The organism is Microbispora hainanensis (assembly GCF_006874475.1).
Taxonomy (GTDB): Bacteria; Actinomycetota; Actinomycetes; order Streptosporangiales; family Streptosporangiaceae; genus Microbispora; species Microbispora hainanensis.
In genome coordinates this window covers 146,124-161,747 of sequence record NZ_VIRM01000003.1, presented here as the reverse complement: position 1 = coordinate 161,747, position 15,624 = coordinate 146,124, and the positions used below count along the sequence as shown (strand labels likewise).

General features: G+C 72.3%; 13 protein-coding genes. 7 read left to right on the top strand and 6 right to left on the bottom strand.

The window, feature by feature from the left end; genetic code table 11:
• Positions 1–74: 74 nt before the first annotated feature.
• From FLX08_RS03680 to FLX08_RS03670, 4 genes are all read left to right on the top strand, one after another.
• Positions 75–773, top strand: coding sequence for a lysophospholipid acyltransferase family protein (locus FLX08_RS03680; protein ID WP_142616748.1), 699 nt, complete (start codon positions 75–77; stop codon positions 771–773).
• Between the two features lie 211 nt (positions 774–984).
• Complete coding sequence (locus tag FLX08_RS03675) at positions 985–1,692, top strand: SDR family NAD(P)-dependent oxidoreductase (protein WP_142616747.1); 708 nt, start codon at positions 985–987, stop codon at positions 1,690–1,692.
• A 19-nt stretch (positions 1,693–1,711) separates the two neighbouring features.
• Positions 1,712–1,879 carry a hypothetical protein gene (locus FLX08_RS40380; RefSeq protein WP_167530260.1) on the top strand — a complete coding sequence of 56 codons (168 nt, stop codon included), beginning with the start codon at positions 1,712–1,714 and terminating at the stop codon, positions 1,877–1,879.
• 235 nt (positions 1,880–2,114) lie between these two features.
• Positions 2,115–3,653 carry an MDR family MFS transporter gene (locus FLX08_RS03670; protein WP_142616746.1) on the top strand — a complete coding sequence of 513 codons (1,539 nt, stop codon included), beginning with the start codon at positions 2,115–2,117 and terminating at the stop codon, positions 3,651–3,653.
• Positions 3,654–3,770: 117 nt separating this feature from the next.
• Here FLX08_RS03670 and mmuM read toward each other — a convergent pair whose 3' ends face one another.
• The 4 genes from mmuM to FLX08_RS41870 form a co-directional block, all read right to left on the bottom strand.
• Complete coding sequence (gene mmuM / locus FLX08_RS03665; protein WP_142616745.1) at positions 3,771–4,625, bottom strand: homocysteine S-methyltransferase; 855 nt, start codon at positions 4,623–4,625, stop codon at positions 3,771–3,773.
• A gap of 11 nt (positions 4,626–4,636) precedes the next feature.
• Positions 4,637–5,029, bottom strand: coding sequence for a MerR family transcriptional regulator (locus FLX08_RS03660; RefSeq protein ID WP_142616877.1), 393 nt, complete (start codon positions 5,027–5,029; stop codon positions 4,637–4,639).
• 512 nt (positions 5,030–5,541) lie between these two features.
• The gene (locus FLX08_RS03655) at positions 5,542–8,286 is read right to left on the bottom strand and encodes a VIT domain-containing protein (protein WP_142616744.1); all 2,745 of its coding nucleotides are present in this window, start codon (positions 8,284–8,286) and stop codon (positions 5,542–5,544) included.
• Between the two features lie 4 nt (positions 8,287–8,290).
• The gene (locus tag FLX08_RS41870) at positions 8,291–9,577 is read right to left on the bottom strand and encodes a helix-turn-helix domain-containing protein (protein WP_244312339.1); all 1,287 of its coding nucleotides are present in this window, start codon (positions 9,575–9,577) and stop codon (positions 8,291–8,293) included.
• A 271-nt stretch (positions 9,578–9,848) separates the two neighbouring features.
• On the opposite strand from FLX08_RS41870, the gene FLX08_RS03645 reads away from it, so the two are divergent.
• Entirely contained in the window at positions 9,849–10,970 is a 1,122-nt protein-coding gene (locus FLX08_RS03645; protein WP_244312338.1) for an alkaline phosphatase PhoX, read from the top strand.
• Between the two features lie 103 nt (positions 10,971–11,073).
• On the opposite strand, the gene FLX08_RS03640 is transcribed toward FLX08_RS03645, so the two are convergent.
• Both FLX08_RS03640 and FLX08_RS03635 read right to left on the bottom strand, forming a co-directional pair.
• On the bottom strand, positions 11,074–11,868 hold the full coding sequence (locus tag FLX08_RS03640; protein WP_167530259.1) for a trypsin-like peptidase domain-containing protein: 795 nt from the start codon (positions 11,866–11,868) through the stop codon (positions 11,074–11,076).
• A 30-nt stretch (positions 11,869–11,898) separates the two neighbouring features.
• Entirely contained in the window at positions 11,899–12,807 is a 909-nt protein-coding gene (locus FLX08_RS03635; RefSeq protein ID WP_142616741.1) for a bifunctional helix-turn-helix transcriptional regulator/GNAT family N-acetyltransferase, read from the bottom strand.
• A 263-nt stretch (positions 12,808–13,070) separates the two neighbouring features.
• Here FLX08_RS03635 and FLX08_RS03630 point away from each other — a divergent pair, with 263 nt between their 5' ends.
• Complete coding sequence (locus FLX08_RS03630; protein ID WP_142616740.1) at positions 13,071–14,096, top strand: 6-phosphofructokinase; 1,026 nt, start codon at positions 13,071–13,073, stop codon at positions 14,094–14,096.
• A gap of 185 nt (positions 14,097–14,281) precedes the next feature.
• Positions 14,282–15,523 (top strand): MacS family sensor histidine kinase, encoded by a 1,242-nt coding sequence (macS, locus tag FLX08_RS03625; protein WP_142616739.1) that lies wholly within the window; start codon positions 14,282–14,284, stop codon positions 15,521–15,523.
• Positions 15,524–15,624 lie beyond the last annotated feature (101 nt).

Below are 15,624 nucleotides of genomic sequence, written 5' to 3'. Positions count from 1 at the left end.
ACGTTGGTCAGCGTTAGTGCGAGAGGGCTGGGCGTGCGAAGATGACTGCACATCCGAGCCGAGGGGGTGCCCACGTGTTTTATTGGGTGGTGAAGGCCATCCTCTGGCCGATCCTCCGCTTCGTGTTCCGCCCCTGGGCCGAGGGGGTGGAGAACGTGCCGAAGGAGGGCCCGGTCATCCTGGCCGGCAACCACCTGTCGTTCGCCGACCACTTCTTCGGGGCCGGATTCCTGCCGCGCAAGGTGATTTCCCTGGGCAAGGCCGAATATTTCACCGGTCGCGGGCTCAAAGGCGTGGTGAGCCGCGCTTTCTTCTCGGGCGTCGGCACCGTCCCGATCGACCGTTCCGGCGGCAAGGCGAGCGAGGCGGCGCTCCGCACCGGCCTGCGCATCCTCAGGGAGCGGCAGGTGCTCGGCATCTACCCCGAGGGCACCCGCTCGCCCGACGGCCGTCTCTACAAGGGCAAGACGGGCGTGGCCCGGCTCGCGCTGGAGTCCCGGGCGCCGGTGATCCCGTGGGCGATGGTCAACACGTTCGAGATGATGCCCCCCGGCCGGCCGATCCCCAGGTTCGGCATCCGCCCCGGCGTCCGCTATGGCAAGCCGCTCGACTTCTCCCGTTACTACGGCATGGAGAACGACCGCCTCGTGCTCCGGGCGGTCACCGACGAGATCATGTACGCGCTGATGGAGCTGTCCGGCCAGGAGTACGTCGACAAGTACGCGGCGGCGGCCAAGACGGAAACGACCCGGGCGGCTCGCGAGAATTCCTGATTTTTCCGGCCGGACGGCCCGTCCGGCCGACGGAGGGCAGCCCCACCGTCTCCGGGGTGACCCGGTCGCGCCGGCGCCCCGGAACCCTGCCGAGTTCCGTCGCCGACATGCCCCCAGCCGACATCCCGGGCCCGGGCCCGCGCCTGGTACCGGCAGTCCCAGGAAGCAGGGACGTCTGGCTGCCCGCCGCGCCGTGCCGGAGGGTGGACGCATGACGACAACACTGATCACCGGAGCGAACAAGGGCATCGGCCGCGAGACCGCCCGCCGGCTCGTCGCCGCGGGTCACACCGTGTATGTGGGCGCCCGCAACGCCGAGCGCGGCCGCCGGGCCGCCCAGGAGCTGGGCGCGCGGTTCGTCCTCCTCGATGTCACCGACGACGCCACAGTCGAGGCTGCGGTCAAGACCATCGAGGCGGACGGCGGGCTCGACGTACTGATCAACAACGCGGGCGTCGAGCCCCGCGTCGAGGGCAACGCCATCCCCACCCCCGAGTCCACGACCGCCGACCAGGTGCGCGCCGTCTTCGAGACGAACGTCTTCGGCATGGTCCGCGTCACCCACGCGTTCCTGCCGCTGCTCAAGCGCTCGGCCGCGCCGGTCGTGGTCAACGTCAGCAGCGGCCTGGCCTCGCTGGCCGCCCTGTCCGACCCCGCCCACCATGCGCACTTCTACCCGGGCCTCGCCTACCCGGCGTCGAAGACGGCGGTCAACATGCTCACCGTGCAGTACGCCAAGGCGTTCCCGCAGATGCGGATCAACGCCGTCGAGCCCGGCTTCACCAAGACGGACCTGAACGGCAACACGGGCACGCAGACCGTCGAAGAGGCGGCCGAGATCATCGTCCGGATGGCGGAGATCGGCCCCGACGGCCCGACCGGCGGCTACTTCGACGTCAACGGGCCGCTGCGCTGGTGAAGCCGTACGGCGGACGCGGGTGGAACCACTCCGGGCGGGCGGCCGGCGGCGGACTCCGCGGGCCGCCCGCCGGTCCTCCCGCGCGCTCATGTACGCGCTGACGGAGCTGCCGGGCCAGGAGTACGCCGGCAAGTACGCGGCGGCGGCCAAGACGGAAACGACCGGGGCGGCTCGCGAGAATTCCTAATACTTCCGGACCGGACGGGTAACGTTGCGGTGTTCGCCGCGCACCTGGGGACGTTCAGACACGTTCGGATCGGAAGGCGTAGGAGCATGCCAGCACGCAGGCACCGCACATGGGCCGAGCCCGGCGCCGCGAGGCACGGAGCGGGTGACGGCGCGGGCGACGGATTGGACGGCCCGTCCACGACCCCGGCGAGCGGGCCCGCCGCCGCCGGAGTCGCCGCTCGCGGGTGTCCCGCATGAGCGTCCGCGAGGAGCAGCAGACCGACACCGGATATCTGCCGCACCGCCAGATCCTGATCGTGCTCTCCGGAGTGGCGGCCGGAATGCTGCTGGCCGCGCTCGACCAGAGCATCGTCGGCACGGCCCTGCCGCGCATCGTCAGCGAGCTCGGCGGTCTTGACAAGCTGTCGTGGGTGGTCACCGCCTACCTGCTCACCTCGACCGCGGCGACCCCGCTGTGGGGCAAGATCTCCGACCTGTACGGCAGGCGGATCATCTTCCAGGCCGCCATCGGCATCTTCCTGCTCGGCTCGGTGCTCGCCGGGCTGAGCCAGGACATCGGCCAGCTCATCGGCTTCCGGGCGATCCAGGGCCTGGGCGGCGGCGGGCTGATGGCGCTGGCGTTCAGCATCATCGGCGACGTCATCCCGCCGCGCGAGCGCGGCCGATACCAGGGCTACTTCGGCGCCGTGTGGGGCACCTCCAGCGTCGCCGGGCCGCTGCTCGGCGGCTTCTTCACCGACGGTCCCGGCTGGCGGTGGATCTTCTGGATCAACCTGCCCATCGGGTTGATCTCGCTCGTCGTGACCTCGATGGCGCTGCGGATCCCCTTCACCCGCCGCAGTCACCGCATCGACTACCTGGGCGCGGCGCTGATCGTGGCCGGGGTGTCGTGCTTCCTGCTCTACCTCGACTGGGCGGGCGGTGATATCGGCTGGACGGCCCCCGGCTCCCTGGCCCTGCTGACCGGGTTCGTGGGGTTCGCGGCCCTGTTCGTGTTCGTCGAACTGCGGGCGGCCGAGCCGATCCTGCCGATGCGGCTGTTCCGCAACAAGATCTTCAGTGTGGGCAACGCCTTCAGCTTCCTCGCGGGCCTGGCGATGTTCGGCGGCATGATCTTCCTGCCGGTCTACCTCCAGGCCGTCCAGGGCATGTCGCCGACCGTGTCCGGCCTGGCGCTGCTGCCCGCGGTCTTCGGCATCTTCTCCACGTCCATCACCTCCGGCCAGATCATGAGCAGGACCGGCCGATACAAGATCTTCCCGATCCTGGGCGGGGCGGTCCTCCTGGTGGCCATGTGGCTGCTGTCCACGATCAAGGTGGACACGCCGTACTGGCAGGTGGCGGTCTACGCCTACCTCTTCGGCGCCGGACTCGGGTTCACCATGCAGACGATCGTCACGGCCATCCAGAACGCGGTGGAGCGCGCCGACATGGGCGTGGCGACGAGCTCGGCGACGTTCTTCCGGATGATGGGCGCCGCCATCGGCACGGCGATCATGGGTGCGGTCCTCACCAACCGGCTCACCCACTACCTGACCGTCGAGTTCGGCGGCAGGATGCCGCCGGGGCGCGTGGACGCCAACAACGTGCAGGCGATCCAGCAGTTGCCGCAGCCGGTCAAGGACCACGTGCTGGTCGCGTTCACCAACGCCATCGACGACGTGTTCCTCGCCAGCCTGCCCTTCGTCGCCCTCGCGCTGGTCGTGGCCTTCTTCCTCAAGGAGATCCCGCTCGCCGCCCGGAGCACCGACGGCCCGGCCGCCGTGGGCTGACCCCGCACGCAGCCGGCGGCGGGGTACGCCCGGGGCGGTTCGCCGCCGGCGTGACGAGCCGGTCTCATAGACAGCTCCCGGCGTCTCGCGCCTCTCGTGTGCGGCCTGGAGGCGGGCTCAGGTGAGCTGGGAGCGGATCTCGCGGATGTGGGCCGGGGTGGTGCGGCAGCAGCCGCCCACATAACGGGCGCCGAGCGAGGCCCACCCGGCCGCCGCCCTGCCGAACTCGACGGGATCCGCGAGCCCCAGCCAGCGCCGGTTCGCGGCGTCCCATGTCTCCCCGGAGTTGGGGTAGACGATCGAGGCTCCGCGCTTGATCAGATCCGGGATGAAGCGCGGCGCGGTGCAGTTCACGCCCACGGCGACCACCTGAGGGAGGTCCGCGAAGATCGCCGCCGACTCCTCGAACGGCGTTCCGTCGCTGATGTGCTCGCCGTCCCGGCAGGAGAAGGTGACCCACGCCTTCACAGACGGCGTCTCGCGCAGGAGCCTCGCGAGCGCCCGCGCCTCTGCCTGCGAGGGGATCGTCTCGCATGCCAGCAGGTCGGCCCCCGCGTCGGCGAGGATCTCGAACCGCTCCCGATGCCACTCGGTGAGGCCGTCCTCGTCCAGGTCGTAGTCGCCGGTGTACTCCGCGCCGTTGGCCAGGTAGGCGCCGTAGGGCCCCACGCTCGCGGCGACGAGCCCGTGCCCGGCCTCGTCCCTCGCCTGTACGGCAAGCGTCACCGACAGCCGGATGAGGTCGCGGGCCTCCTGAGAGGTGAGGCCGTGCCGTACGAACCCGGGGATGCTCGCCTGGTAGCTGGCCGTGGTGGCGACATCGGCCCCGGCCCTGAAGTAGTCGAGGTGCGCCTGACGGATGACGCGGGGATCATCGGTGAGCAGTCGTGCCGACCACAGGTCGTCGCTCAGGTCACAGCCGAGTGTCTCCAGGTGCGTGGCGAGACCGCCGTCGAGGACGATTGGGTTCATACCGGGCAACACTACGTGCTCACGCGGGGAACCGGCGTGGCGGCCTCGTCGCCGGACGGACCGAGGCTCCGTCGCTTCCGGCCGGCCCGCTGAGCCGGTGGAGGCGCGGCAGTCTGCCGCGTGCAGGGGATGCGCGAGGGGCCCGCCGCATGCGGTGGAGGAGCGAGGCCGTAGGGCATGCCGGTGGCCCGCATCTTCGTGCAGATGACGATCCACTTGAGGTCGACCCCGTGGTAACGCCGCGGACCCCCGGTGGTACGGCCGACGGGGGTGACGACCAGGCCGGCGCGTTCGTAGTAGCGCAACGTGTGCACGCTGAGACCGGTGCGGCGGGCGGCTTCGGCGATGCTCAGGCCCTCCTCCGGTTCCGGGTGAGCGGGCTTGGATCTCGCCTGCGTATCCATTTCGAGCAAGTTCGAAAGCCTAACGTCGTGACGGTTACCCGAAGCGGGTGCCGCCAGTCACCGGCGGCGCATGCCGATCGGACGCGGGCCCGGGCCGGCGGATCTGCCGATCACCAATACGGCGGTCTCCGGAATGCCCGCGCGATGGCCGGTGCGGCAGCCTCCACCCGCCTCCGCCACTCTGACGGCCGACCTCCGCGGCGAGGAACCGATCGACAATCCCAGGCGTTGGCGGCATATGGGGCTGAAAGGGCTTCTCAATCGGTTGCTGCGCCGCCGGTCTCCCGTCCCCGCAGGTGGACGCGACGATCGGCCTGACACGGGAGGGGTGAGGGAGCCGCGGCGTCCCACACCCACCCCGCCGTCCGATGTCATTCGCCTACCAGAACCCTCGTAGGAGCTCCGCTCACAGCGGAACCCGCGCCGATGCGGCCGGGTCCCGGCTTCCCCGCCGGTGTCCCGGCCGCGCTCGCTTCACCCCTGTCGTGTGGCGGTCTCTTCCGGATGCCGTCTCACGATCGCTTCCAGAAGGGACGCCGGCCCTCCTTCGCTCCGGGCGCCGAGCCCGGGGAACCGAGGGAGCCCGGGAACGCGGACCCGGGGGTCGCCAACCCGGGGGACGCTGGTCCCGCTGAGGCGGAGCCGGGGCCGCCGGTCAGGATGGTCAGCAGGGCGACCGTCCGCCGCCAGAGGTCGTCGAGCGAGACCTCGGCCCACTCGGCCCTCTCCAGGTCGGCGGCGAGTGCGATGAGATCCGGAGGACCACCCGCCATCTGCGCGAGGACGCGCAGGCGGCTGGCCAGATCCGCCAGATAGCGCCGCCGCTCCCGCTCGGGCAGCGACTCCGCCTCGCCCAGCTTCGCGAGCTCCTCGGCGAGCAGCGGCCGGATGCCCTCGAAATCCGTGGCAGGGGCGATCCCCTCGCCGGGACGCGGAAGGAAACGACCGATGGAGAACCCGCGAGAGGCCCGTCTCCGAGCCGGTGCGGGCGCGCCGGCATAAGGCGGGGCGGGAGACACGACAGGAGGCACGACAGGGGGCACGACAGGGGGCACTGCCGGGGGCGCGCCGGGCGGCGGAGCCGCTGCGATGGGCCCTTCCGCCGCAGAAGCGAAAGGCATCTCAGGGCCGGCCGTGGTGAACGCGGCCATCCTCGCCATCATCGGAGCGCCGGGTGCCGTCATCGGCATCGCGGCCGGCATCTCCCAGCCGCTCGGAGGTTCGACCGGCTGGATCACCCGGTGCTCCGGGCCGCCCTCGCCGCTGACGCGGGTGTCGACGGCCACGAAGGCGGTGAACCGGCACAGCACACCGAAACGCAGTGAGACATCGATGATCCGCTGTTCGAGGGAGTGGTCGCCCATGGCGTATCGGTCTTCCAGAGCGCGCAGATATGCCCGTGCCCACACGGCCCGGATCGCCGGGTTGCGGACGGGACGGCCCTCGATCCGCTCCTCCCAGGGACGGCCGTCGGCCCTGCGGCCCTGCACCGTGATGGCTCCGGCCGGCCGCCGCCCCCGGTAACGCCCGCTCACGACCAGGGGGACGCCGGGGTAGAGCGAGCCGGCATGCGTGACGGTGTCCGCCACAAGGTCCACGCCTTCCGCCTTCAGCGCGATGTCCGTCACCAGCGGTGAGCCGATGCGGCGGTGGATGTGCTCCATCGCCGCGTCGAGGCGGTCCTCCGACTCGACCAGCTCGCACCGGCCCGAGCCGGCCAGGGCCAGCCGTCCAAGGAACCCCGCGTTCACCGCCCTGTCGATGCCCACGGTGTGCACCCGGATGCCCTGCAGCCTCGTGCCGATGCGTTCGAGGATCTGGTCCTCGTTGCCCACCTGGCCGTCGGTCACCAGGACGAGCACCCGGTCGCGCGCCTGCTCGCGGGACGGGCCGGATCCGCCGTGCCCGCCGTCCTCACCCGACCGGCCGGGGTCGGTGGCCGCCCCCGGTGCGGGCGCGTTGTCGCCGTCGAGCAGCCGCAGGGCCTCCTCCAGAGGAGCGAGCATCTCCGTGCCCCCGCGTGCGTCGAGGCGGGACAGGTGCTCGACGGCGCGGTATCGGTTGCGGTCGGTCGCCTCCACCAGGCCGTCGGAGAAGGCACGCTCCACGACCGAATCGAACGCGAGCACGGCGAACCGGTCACGCGGGGTGAGCGTGTCGACGATCCGTGCGGCGGCGCGCCGTGCGGCGACCATCTTCCAGCCCGTCATGCTGCCGGACCGGTCGAGCAGCAGGACGACGTCACGGGGCGCGGTCCGGGTGGCGTCCTCCGGCGGCGGCAGCAGGGTCAGCAGGAAGGTTCCCTCGGCGTCGGCCGGGTCCTGTGCTGTGTCCCTCGCCGTGTCCCTCGCCGTGTCATCCGGTGTGCCCTTCGCGGAGCCGCTGCCGCCGCCGTCGGCCGCGCCGCTGCCCGCGGCCATGTCATCGCCGGGCGAGCCGGCGTCCGCCGCGTCGTCAGGGACGAGCGCGAGCGACGAGGAGGCGTCGAACGCCAGGCGCAGGATGAAGTCGCGGTCGAGCCGCTCGCCGGGCCGCAGCCTGATCGTGTCGCCCTCCCGATCGACCTCGTGCAGGCTGGAGCGGACCTCGCGCAGGTCGAGCCCGGTGGGGTCGATCGTCGCCGCGAGCGACAGCCGTACGGGATAGGGAAAGTTGGGAAGCAGGACGGGTGGCGTGATCCGGGAGGCGTCGGGCACGGCGTCGGTGTCGGGTGCCACGCCACCACCGGCCGGCGGGCCGGACAACGGAGCCCCGGGGATGTAGCGGGGCGCCACGACCAGCGGGAAGCGGAACTCGGCCGCGCCGTCCTCGTAGGGAAGCGGCTGGCTCAGCGTGAGGCGGACCACCACGCGCTCCCCGGGGACGATGTTGCCGACCCTGATCGTGAACACGTCGGGCCGGTCCTCCTCGGCGATCGCCGCGCGCCTCCCCTCGGTGAGCGCGCGGTCGTAGTCGGCCCGTGCCTGCCCACGCTCCTTGAGCACGCCCTCGATCACCCGGTCGTCCGCCTCCATCCGGAAGGCGGTGACCGCGGCCCGCGGCGGCAGCGGGAAGACGTACGTGGCCTCCAGCGACACGTCGAAGGCGTTGCGGAAGGTCTGGACGACCTCGACGCCCGCCACCAGTCCGGTGAGGTGGGCGCTGACGTCCACACTCTCCAGGGGAAGGTTGCCCTTCTCGGTCTCCAGCGCTCCGAACCCGGCGTCCGGCACAGGCCGGCACTCCTCCGGCCGCAGAGGTGTGATGGGAACGGTCATGGCGTCATCCCTCCAGCGGGTCGGACGTGTCGGAAGCGTGTGGATCGAGTGCCGAGGCGTTGTGGGGGTCACGGGCGCTGTCGAACGACCCGGCCAGACCGAGCGTGGCGAGGGCCGCGAGAAGCGGGGCCGCGGCCCGGCGCAGCGCCGCCACCTCGTGCCCGTCCGGGACCCGATGGGCGCGGTCGAGCAGGACCGTCACCCCGGGTGCGAGTCGTACGCCGTGCACGACGTCCGGGAGCACGACGTCCGGGAGCACGACGTCGGGGAGCACGGCGTCGGGGAGCACGGCGTCGGGGAGCACGGCGTCGGGGGGCACCGTGTTCACGGGCGCGGTGCGCGCGGGCGTGGCGTCAACGGGCGCTGTGTTCACGGGCACGTTGTTCACCGGCACGGCGTCCCCGAGTGGGATGTCGCCGTGCGTGGTGTCTCTGTCCGTGCTGTTCCCGCGGGTGGTGTTCCCGTGTGGGGCGTCTCTGTGCGTGGTGTCCCCGTTCGGGGTCACGTAGTGGCCGGAGCCGGCCGTGGTGGCCGATGAGGCTGGGTGTGCCCAGAAGCGGTCGCGGGCCGCCGGCCGTGCGACGTCCGGCATGGCGGGCTGGGCGTCGGTTTCCGGGCTCGCCCCGTACCAATCGGGCGCAGGCGGTGTCGCGGTGTCCGGCGGGCCGAAAAGGCGGTCCGCGGGGCTCGCCGGGGCCGGGACCGCCGGGCTGTGCGGAGGGGGCGGGGAAAGTGGAGGGGGCGGGGACAACGGAGGGGGCGGGGACAACGGAGGGGGCGAGGAGAGCGGCCGGGGGGCCGGTCCTGACAACGGCTCGGCGAGCCCGGCGACGCGCATAAGCATCGCGTCGGTCGCCCCCGCCAGCTCCGCCTGGATGTCGGCGATGGACAGGCCGTCCGCCTGGCGGCGCTTCACGGCCACGAGCTGGAGCAGATGACGGCGGCCATAGAGGGCCACCCGGCCACGCCGGCCCAGCGGGGGGTCGAGGAGCCCGATCGTCGTGTACCAGCGGATGAGCCGTTCGTTCGGCACCTCGCGCACCCTGCCATTGGCGCGGGGCTCAGGGCGGTTGGCGCGGGGCTCAGGGCGGTTGGTGCGGGGCTCAGGGCGGTTGGCGCGCGGGTCGGGGCCGTCGGCTCGCGGCCCGGGACGGCTGACCTGTGGCTCCTGGCCCTTGGCGTCTGACTCCGGATCGTTTCCGCCTGGATCCCGGCCGTGGACGCGCCGCTCCTGGCTGAGCAGGTCCGCCGCCCGCTCCGCCAGTTCGCCGATCGTCCAGGTGTCGCTCATGCCTCCACGATGACACTGTCACAATGACACTGTCAATATCGTTTCCGTCATGCGGCGTCATGGTTTTCGAAGAGTTCGTCTCGGCGAGGAACGCCGCTTCTCCCGCCGTTCACACGAAACGGATCGACTGGGTGGAGCGACGTGTGCCACGTGCCGCCGAGGGACAGGAGAACGCGGGGCGGGAAAACGCGGGGCGGCGGCGCGGAAACGAGCGAACGGCCGTCGGTGGGCGGCCGGCATGACCAGGGGCAGGTCGAGGAGGCGGTCAGCGGTGCAGGGTACTTCCGTCCGATCGGCGGCGCTCTCGGCGCTGCCCGGATCGTTGTGGCGCGCGACGTGCGCACGGCCTGACGACGGAGGTGAGCCGCCCGGCCGCGAGCCGTACGCCGCGGGAGATCCGGACGGCCCCTTCCCGGCGGGCGTGCTGAGGGCCCTGCCGCCGGGTTTCGCCGCCCGGATCGTGGCGCGGTCGGGAGAGCGTGCCGGGGGAGTGGTCTGGCACGCGGCCCCTGACGGCGGCGGGTGGTTCCCCGACGAGGACGGCTGGATATACGTGTCCAACTGCGCGCTGCCGTTGCTCGGCGGTGCGACGGCGCTGCGTTTCGCCCCGGACGGAACCCTGCGGGGCGGATATCGCATCCTGTCCGGCGCCGACCGCTGCGGGCCCGGCGCAGAGACACCGTGGCACACCTGGATCTCGGGCGAGCGGACGCCGTACGGCCGGGTCTTCGAATGCGACCCGTACGGCCTGCGCGCCCCCATGCCCCGGCTCGCGATGGGCCTGTTCACCCATGCCGGTGTGGCCTGTGATCCCGGCCGGGGCGTCGTCTACCTCACGGAGGGGGAGCCGGACGGATGCCTGTATCGGTTCCTGCCGGACGACCGGGGCGACCTCACGACGGGCGTGCTGGAGGTGCTGGTCGGCGACCCCGGCGAGGAGCCGGTGACCTGGGAACGGGTGCCGATCCCGGCGCTCCCCGACCATGTGCCCCTGCGTGAGCAGGTGAAAGGGGCCAGGAGGTTCGCGGGCGGCGGCGCCTGTCACTTTTCCGACGGCCTGGTGTGGTTCGTCACCGAGGGCGACGGCCGGGTGTGGGCGTACGACACCGTCCGCGAGTGCCTGGCGGTGCTGCACGAAACGGCCGGGGCGCCGGGCGGCGGTGCGGACGGCGAGATCACCCTCGTCGCCGGTGACCGGGCGGCGCCGTTCCTGCGCCTCACGGGCGGCTGGACCGTGACGGGCCCCGCGATGTCGCGGGACGGCGACCGGCTCTACTTCTCCTGCCGTCCGTCCCAGAACGGGCGGCCCGCCCCGGCCGCCGTGACCGTCGAGGTCCGCGGGCCGTTCCACGATCTCGTCCGTGATCTCGTCCATGATCTTGTCCGGGCCTGAACCGGCCATGGTCTCGCGAGGTCGGACGATACGAATAGGCCGGACTTCGCCGCGCGCCGGCCCACTCGCCCGGCGGACCGCAGCCGCCGGCGTACGAGGGCTGTCAGTCGCAGGGGTCGTGCGGCACGGCGGAGGTGGCCCTCCTGCCGGCCGTGGCGACCGCTCTGAACTGTGCCGTGGTGAGCGCGTAGCCGACGTCGGCCTTGTCCGTGTCCACCGCGAAGACCATCCCCGCCACCCGATCTCCGTCGGCGACCAGCGGAGCGCCCGACATGCCGGGCGTGATGGCCGCACCGTGGAAGCGATGGATCCGCAGCGAGACTCGCACGCGGCCGTATATGTCGTACGACTCGGCGGTCTGGTCCGGCCGCACCCTGGCGGGCAGCTCGACCGGGACGGTCGCGCCCTTGCGATAGCCGACGACCACGGCGGAGGTGATCGAGGTTTCCGTGAGCCGCAGCGGCCGGGCGGTCAGCCCGGGCACCCGCAGGACGGCGGCGTCGGCCTCCGGGTCGAAGGCGACCACCCGTGCGGCGAACCGCCGCCCGTCGCCGAGGACGACTTCCAGGTCGCGGTCCACTCCTGCCACGGTGTGCGCGTTGACCATGACCCTCTCGGGTGCGTAGACGAATCCGGTCGCCTCCAGCGGTTTCCGGCAGGAGGAGGCGTAACCCCGGATCCGGACCACGCTGTGCGCGGCTTCGGACATGGCCGTGACCTGCGCCGTGACCTGCGCCGTGACCTGCGCCGTGACCTGCGCCGTGGGGGCGGCGGGCCGCGCGGGCTCACGTGCGCCCGCACACCCCGCCGCGCCCGCTCCCGCGAGCACCGCCACGCACATCGCGAGCGCGACGCTCTCTCGCGGCGTTCTCACGGCCCGCCGCACCAGTCTCACCACGAAGATCATGGTACGGGCCGGCCGGGAGGGTCACAGGTCCTTGGCCCATACCTGGTCGGTGACGGGGATGCCCGACTCCTCGCTCGGATACTGCTCCACCAGCTCGAATCCGGCGGCCTGGTAGATCCGGCGCGCGCTGACGAGCACGTCGCGGGTCCAGAGCACGATCCGCCGGTAGCCGGCCGCCGCGGCGAAGCGCAGGCACTCGTCGACCAGGCGCCCGCCGATGCCCATGCCGCGGGCGGACGGCTCGACCAGCAGCAGGCGGAGCTGGGCCGTCGTGTCGTCCTTGCGCACGCAGAAGATGCATCCCACCGGATCGCCGCGCACCTCGGCGATCCAGGCCGCCTCCCGGCGGGGGTCCTGGTCCTCGACGTACTCGGCGACGATCCGCGCGACCAGGGCCTCGAACGCGGCGCCCCAGCCGTACTCCTCGCTGTAGAGGGCCCCGTGCCGGTGCACCACCCAGCCGAGGTCGCCCGCCCGCGGGGGCCTGATCACGTACGGCTCGCGCCGATCGTCGGGCTCCAGCAGGCTGCGTACGGTGCCCATCGCGGTGACGAGCCGGCGGCGTTCCGGATCGGTCAGCTTCGCCAGCAGGGTCTCGATCTCGACGGCCGAACGCCGGTCGAGAAGGGCGAAGGTGTCGCGGCCCTTGGGGGTGAGCCGAACGACCTGGCGGCGGGCGTCCTCGGCCGACCGCTCCCGGGACACGAGCCCGTCGCCTTCGAACCTGGTGAGGATCCGGCTCAGGTAGCCGGGGTCGAGGCCGAGCATGGCCCTGACGTCGGCGGTGTCGGCGGCGTCCCTGGTGCCGAGCTCGAACAGCACCCGCGCCTCGGTAAGGGAGTAGGGGGTGTCGTGCATTCCCGACCCGAGCACGCCGATGACGGACGTGTAGAAGCGGTTGAAGGCACGGACTTCGGAAACGATGTCCATTTTTCCCTTGCCTATCTCAAGGAAATGATTGACGAAGTCAAAGATAGGACCGCGGCGGCCCGTTGGGAAGACGCCTCTCACGACGAGCGCGGTCTCGTCGTGCGAGACTGAGTTGGTCTGGTCGGCCGGGTGGCGTAGCCTCTCCTTTTGGTCTAGACCATTGAGATAGGCTCAGGCAGAATGCGGTGCGGTGGAGTGCCGGGGTCTGCGTCGGGCCGGCCGCGCCATTCCACGCGTAATCCCAGATGGAGGAAGAACCCGTCATGCGTATTGGAGTCCTGACCGGAGGCGGCGACTGCCCCGGGCTGAACGCGGTGATCCGCGGCGTCGTCCGCAAGGGCGTCGGCGTGTACGGGCACGAGTTCGTCGGATTCCGCGACGGCTGGCGTGGCCCTCTGGAGGGCGACACCATGCCGCTCGACATCCAGGCCGTCCGGGGCATCCTCCCGCGCGGCGGCACCATTCTCGGTTCCTCCCGCACGAACCCGATCAAGATCGAGGGCGGCGTCGAGCGGATCAAGGAGAACCTCGCCGCGCAGGGCGTCGACGCGCTCATCGCCATCGGCGGTGAGGACACGCTGGGCGTGGCCAAGCAGCTGTTCGACCGCGGCGTGAAGGTCGTCGGCGTGCCCAAGACGATCGACAACGACCTCAACGCCACCGACTACACCTTCGGCTTCGACACCGCGGTCAACATCGCGATGGAGGCCATCGACCGGCTCCACACGACCGCCGAGTCGCACCACCGCGCGCTGATCTGCGAGGTCATGGGCCGCCACGCGGGCTGGATCGCGCTGCACGCGGGCATGGCCGCCGGCGCCAACGTCATCCTCATCCCGGAGAAGCCGTTCGACATCGAGAAGGTCTGCGCCTACGTCGAGTCGCGGTTCAAGACCCGCTACGCGCCGATCATCGTCGTCGCCGAGGGCGCCCACCCGCTTGAGGGCCAGATGGCGCTGCAGGCGGGCGAGCTCGACGCGTTCGGCCACGTGCGTCTCGGCGGCATCGGCGAGGTCCTCGCCAAGGAGATCGAGAAGCGCACCGGCAAGGAGGCCCGCACCACGGTCCTCGGCCACATCCAGCGCGGCGGCACCCCGACCGCCTACGACCGCGTGCTCGCGACCCGCTTCGGGCTGGGTGCGATCGACGCGGTGCACGAGGGCGACTACGGCAAGATGATCGCGCTGCGCGGCACCGACATCGTCCGCGTCGAGCTCGCCGAGGCGACCGCCGAGCTCAAGACCGTGCCGGCCTCCCGCTACGAGGAGGCCGAGGTCTTCTTCGGCTGATCGGTCGCGGGCCCGTCACCGCGGCCCGCGCACGATCCTGTACGGCTCCCGCGTCGCCCCGCGGGAGCCGTACGCATGCCAGGCCCCGAACCGCACGAAGTGAGTCCCCTGGGCGCGGCGATTGCCCGAGTATGTGAGCGGAGGGCCCGGCCCTCCCCGGCTCGATCAGGAGAGGGCGCCGCGCGATGGGCATCGAGGGACCGTTCTGGCGGGCGATCGCGGTCTTCCGCGTGGCGTCGCTCGCGTACGCGGCGCTGCTCGTGCTCAGGGCGGGCGGCTACGCCCGTCCCGCCGTGGCCTGGGCCGTCGTCGGCGTGATGGCCGTCTGGACCGTCGTCATGCTCGTCCAGCCTCCCGCCGCACGGCGGGGGCCGTTGCTGGCCGCCGACCTCGTCGTCACGGCGGCATGCCTGCTGGCCGCGCCGTACGCGCAGAGCCGCGACGACATGGTGGCCGGGGCGATCCCGGTCACGGCGACCTGGGTGGCCGGGCCCGTCCTCGCGTACGGCGTGGCGCGGGGACGCCGTGCCGGTGCGGTCGCCGCCGCGGTCATGTCGGCGGCCGACCTGTGGCTGCGCAGCGGCAACGGGGTCGACCTCGCCTCGATCCCGGTGAACGGCGCCGTGCTCATGTTCATGGCCGGAGTGGTCGTCGGGCACGTCGCCCGGCTCGCGCGGGAGGCCGAGGAGCGCATGCGGCGCGCCGCGCGGATCGAGGCGGTCGGCCGCGAGCGGGAGCGGCTCGCCCGCGGCATCCACGACTCGGTGCTCCAGGTGCTGGCCCTGGTGCAGCGCAGGGGCGCGGAGATCGGCGGCGAGGCGGCCGAGCTGGGCAGGCTGGCGGGGGAGCAGGAGGCGGCGCTGCGGGCGCTGGTGCAGGCCCCGCCCGTGGCGGAGGAGCCGGATCCCGCCCCGCCGCCCGGTCTCCGGCCTCCGGTGTGGCAGCGCCGCCGCCTCGCCCACGCATCTCCTGGTTCCACGGGGACCGGCGCGGCGGAACCCGATGCCGACCTGCGCGAGCTGCTGCGGCCGTACGGCACCTCCCGGGTGACGGTGTCCGCGCCCGCGACACCGCTGCGGCTGCCGGACGGGAGCGCGCGGGAGGTGGCGGCGGCCGTCGGCGCGGCCCTCGACAACGTCGCCCGGCACTGTCCCGAGGGCACCCGCGCGTGGATACTCGCGGAGGAGGACGATGGCGCGGTCGTCGTCACCGTGCGCGACGACGGGCCGGGCATCCCCGAGGGCCGGTTGGAGCAGGCGGCCCGCGAGGGGCGCATGGGCGTGGCCCGCTCGATCCGGGGCCGCGTGGCCGACCTCGGCGGCACGGTGGCGATCACCTCGTCGCGTACGGGAACGGAGATCGAGCTGTCGGTCCCAATGAGCGCGGACAAGGTGCGGGCGGACGAAGGGAGCGGGAAGCGGTCGTGAGCGGAGACGAACGGCTGCGTGCGGACGATCCCCCGGGCCCGGCCACCGGTGCGGGGGCCGACGACGGCCCGGCGGCCGGCGGCCGGGAACGCCCGCGGGTG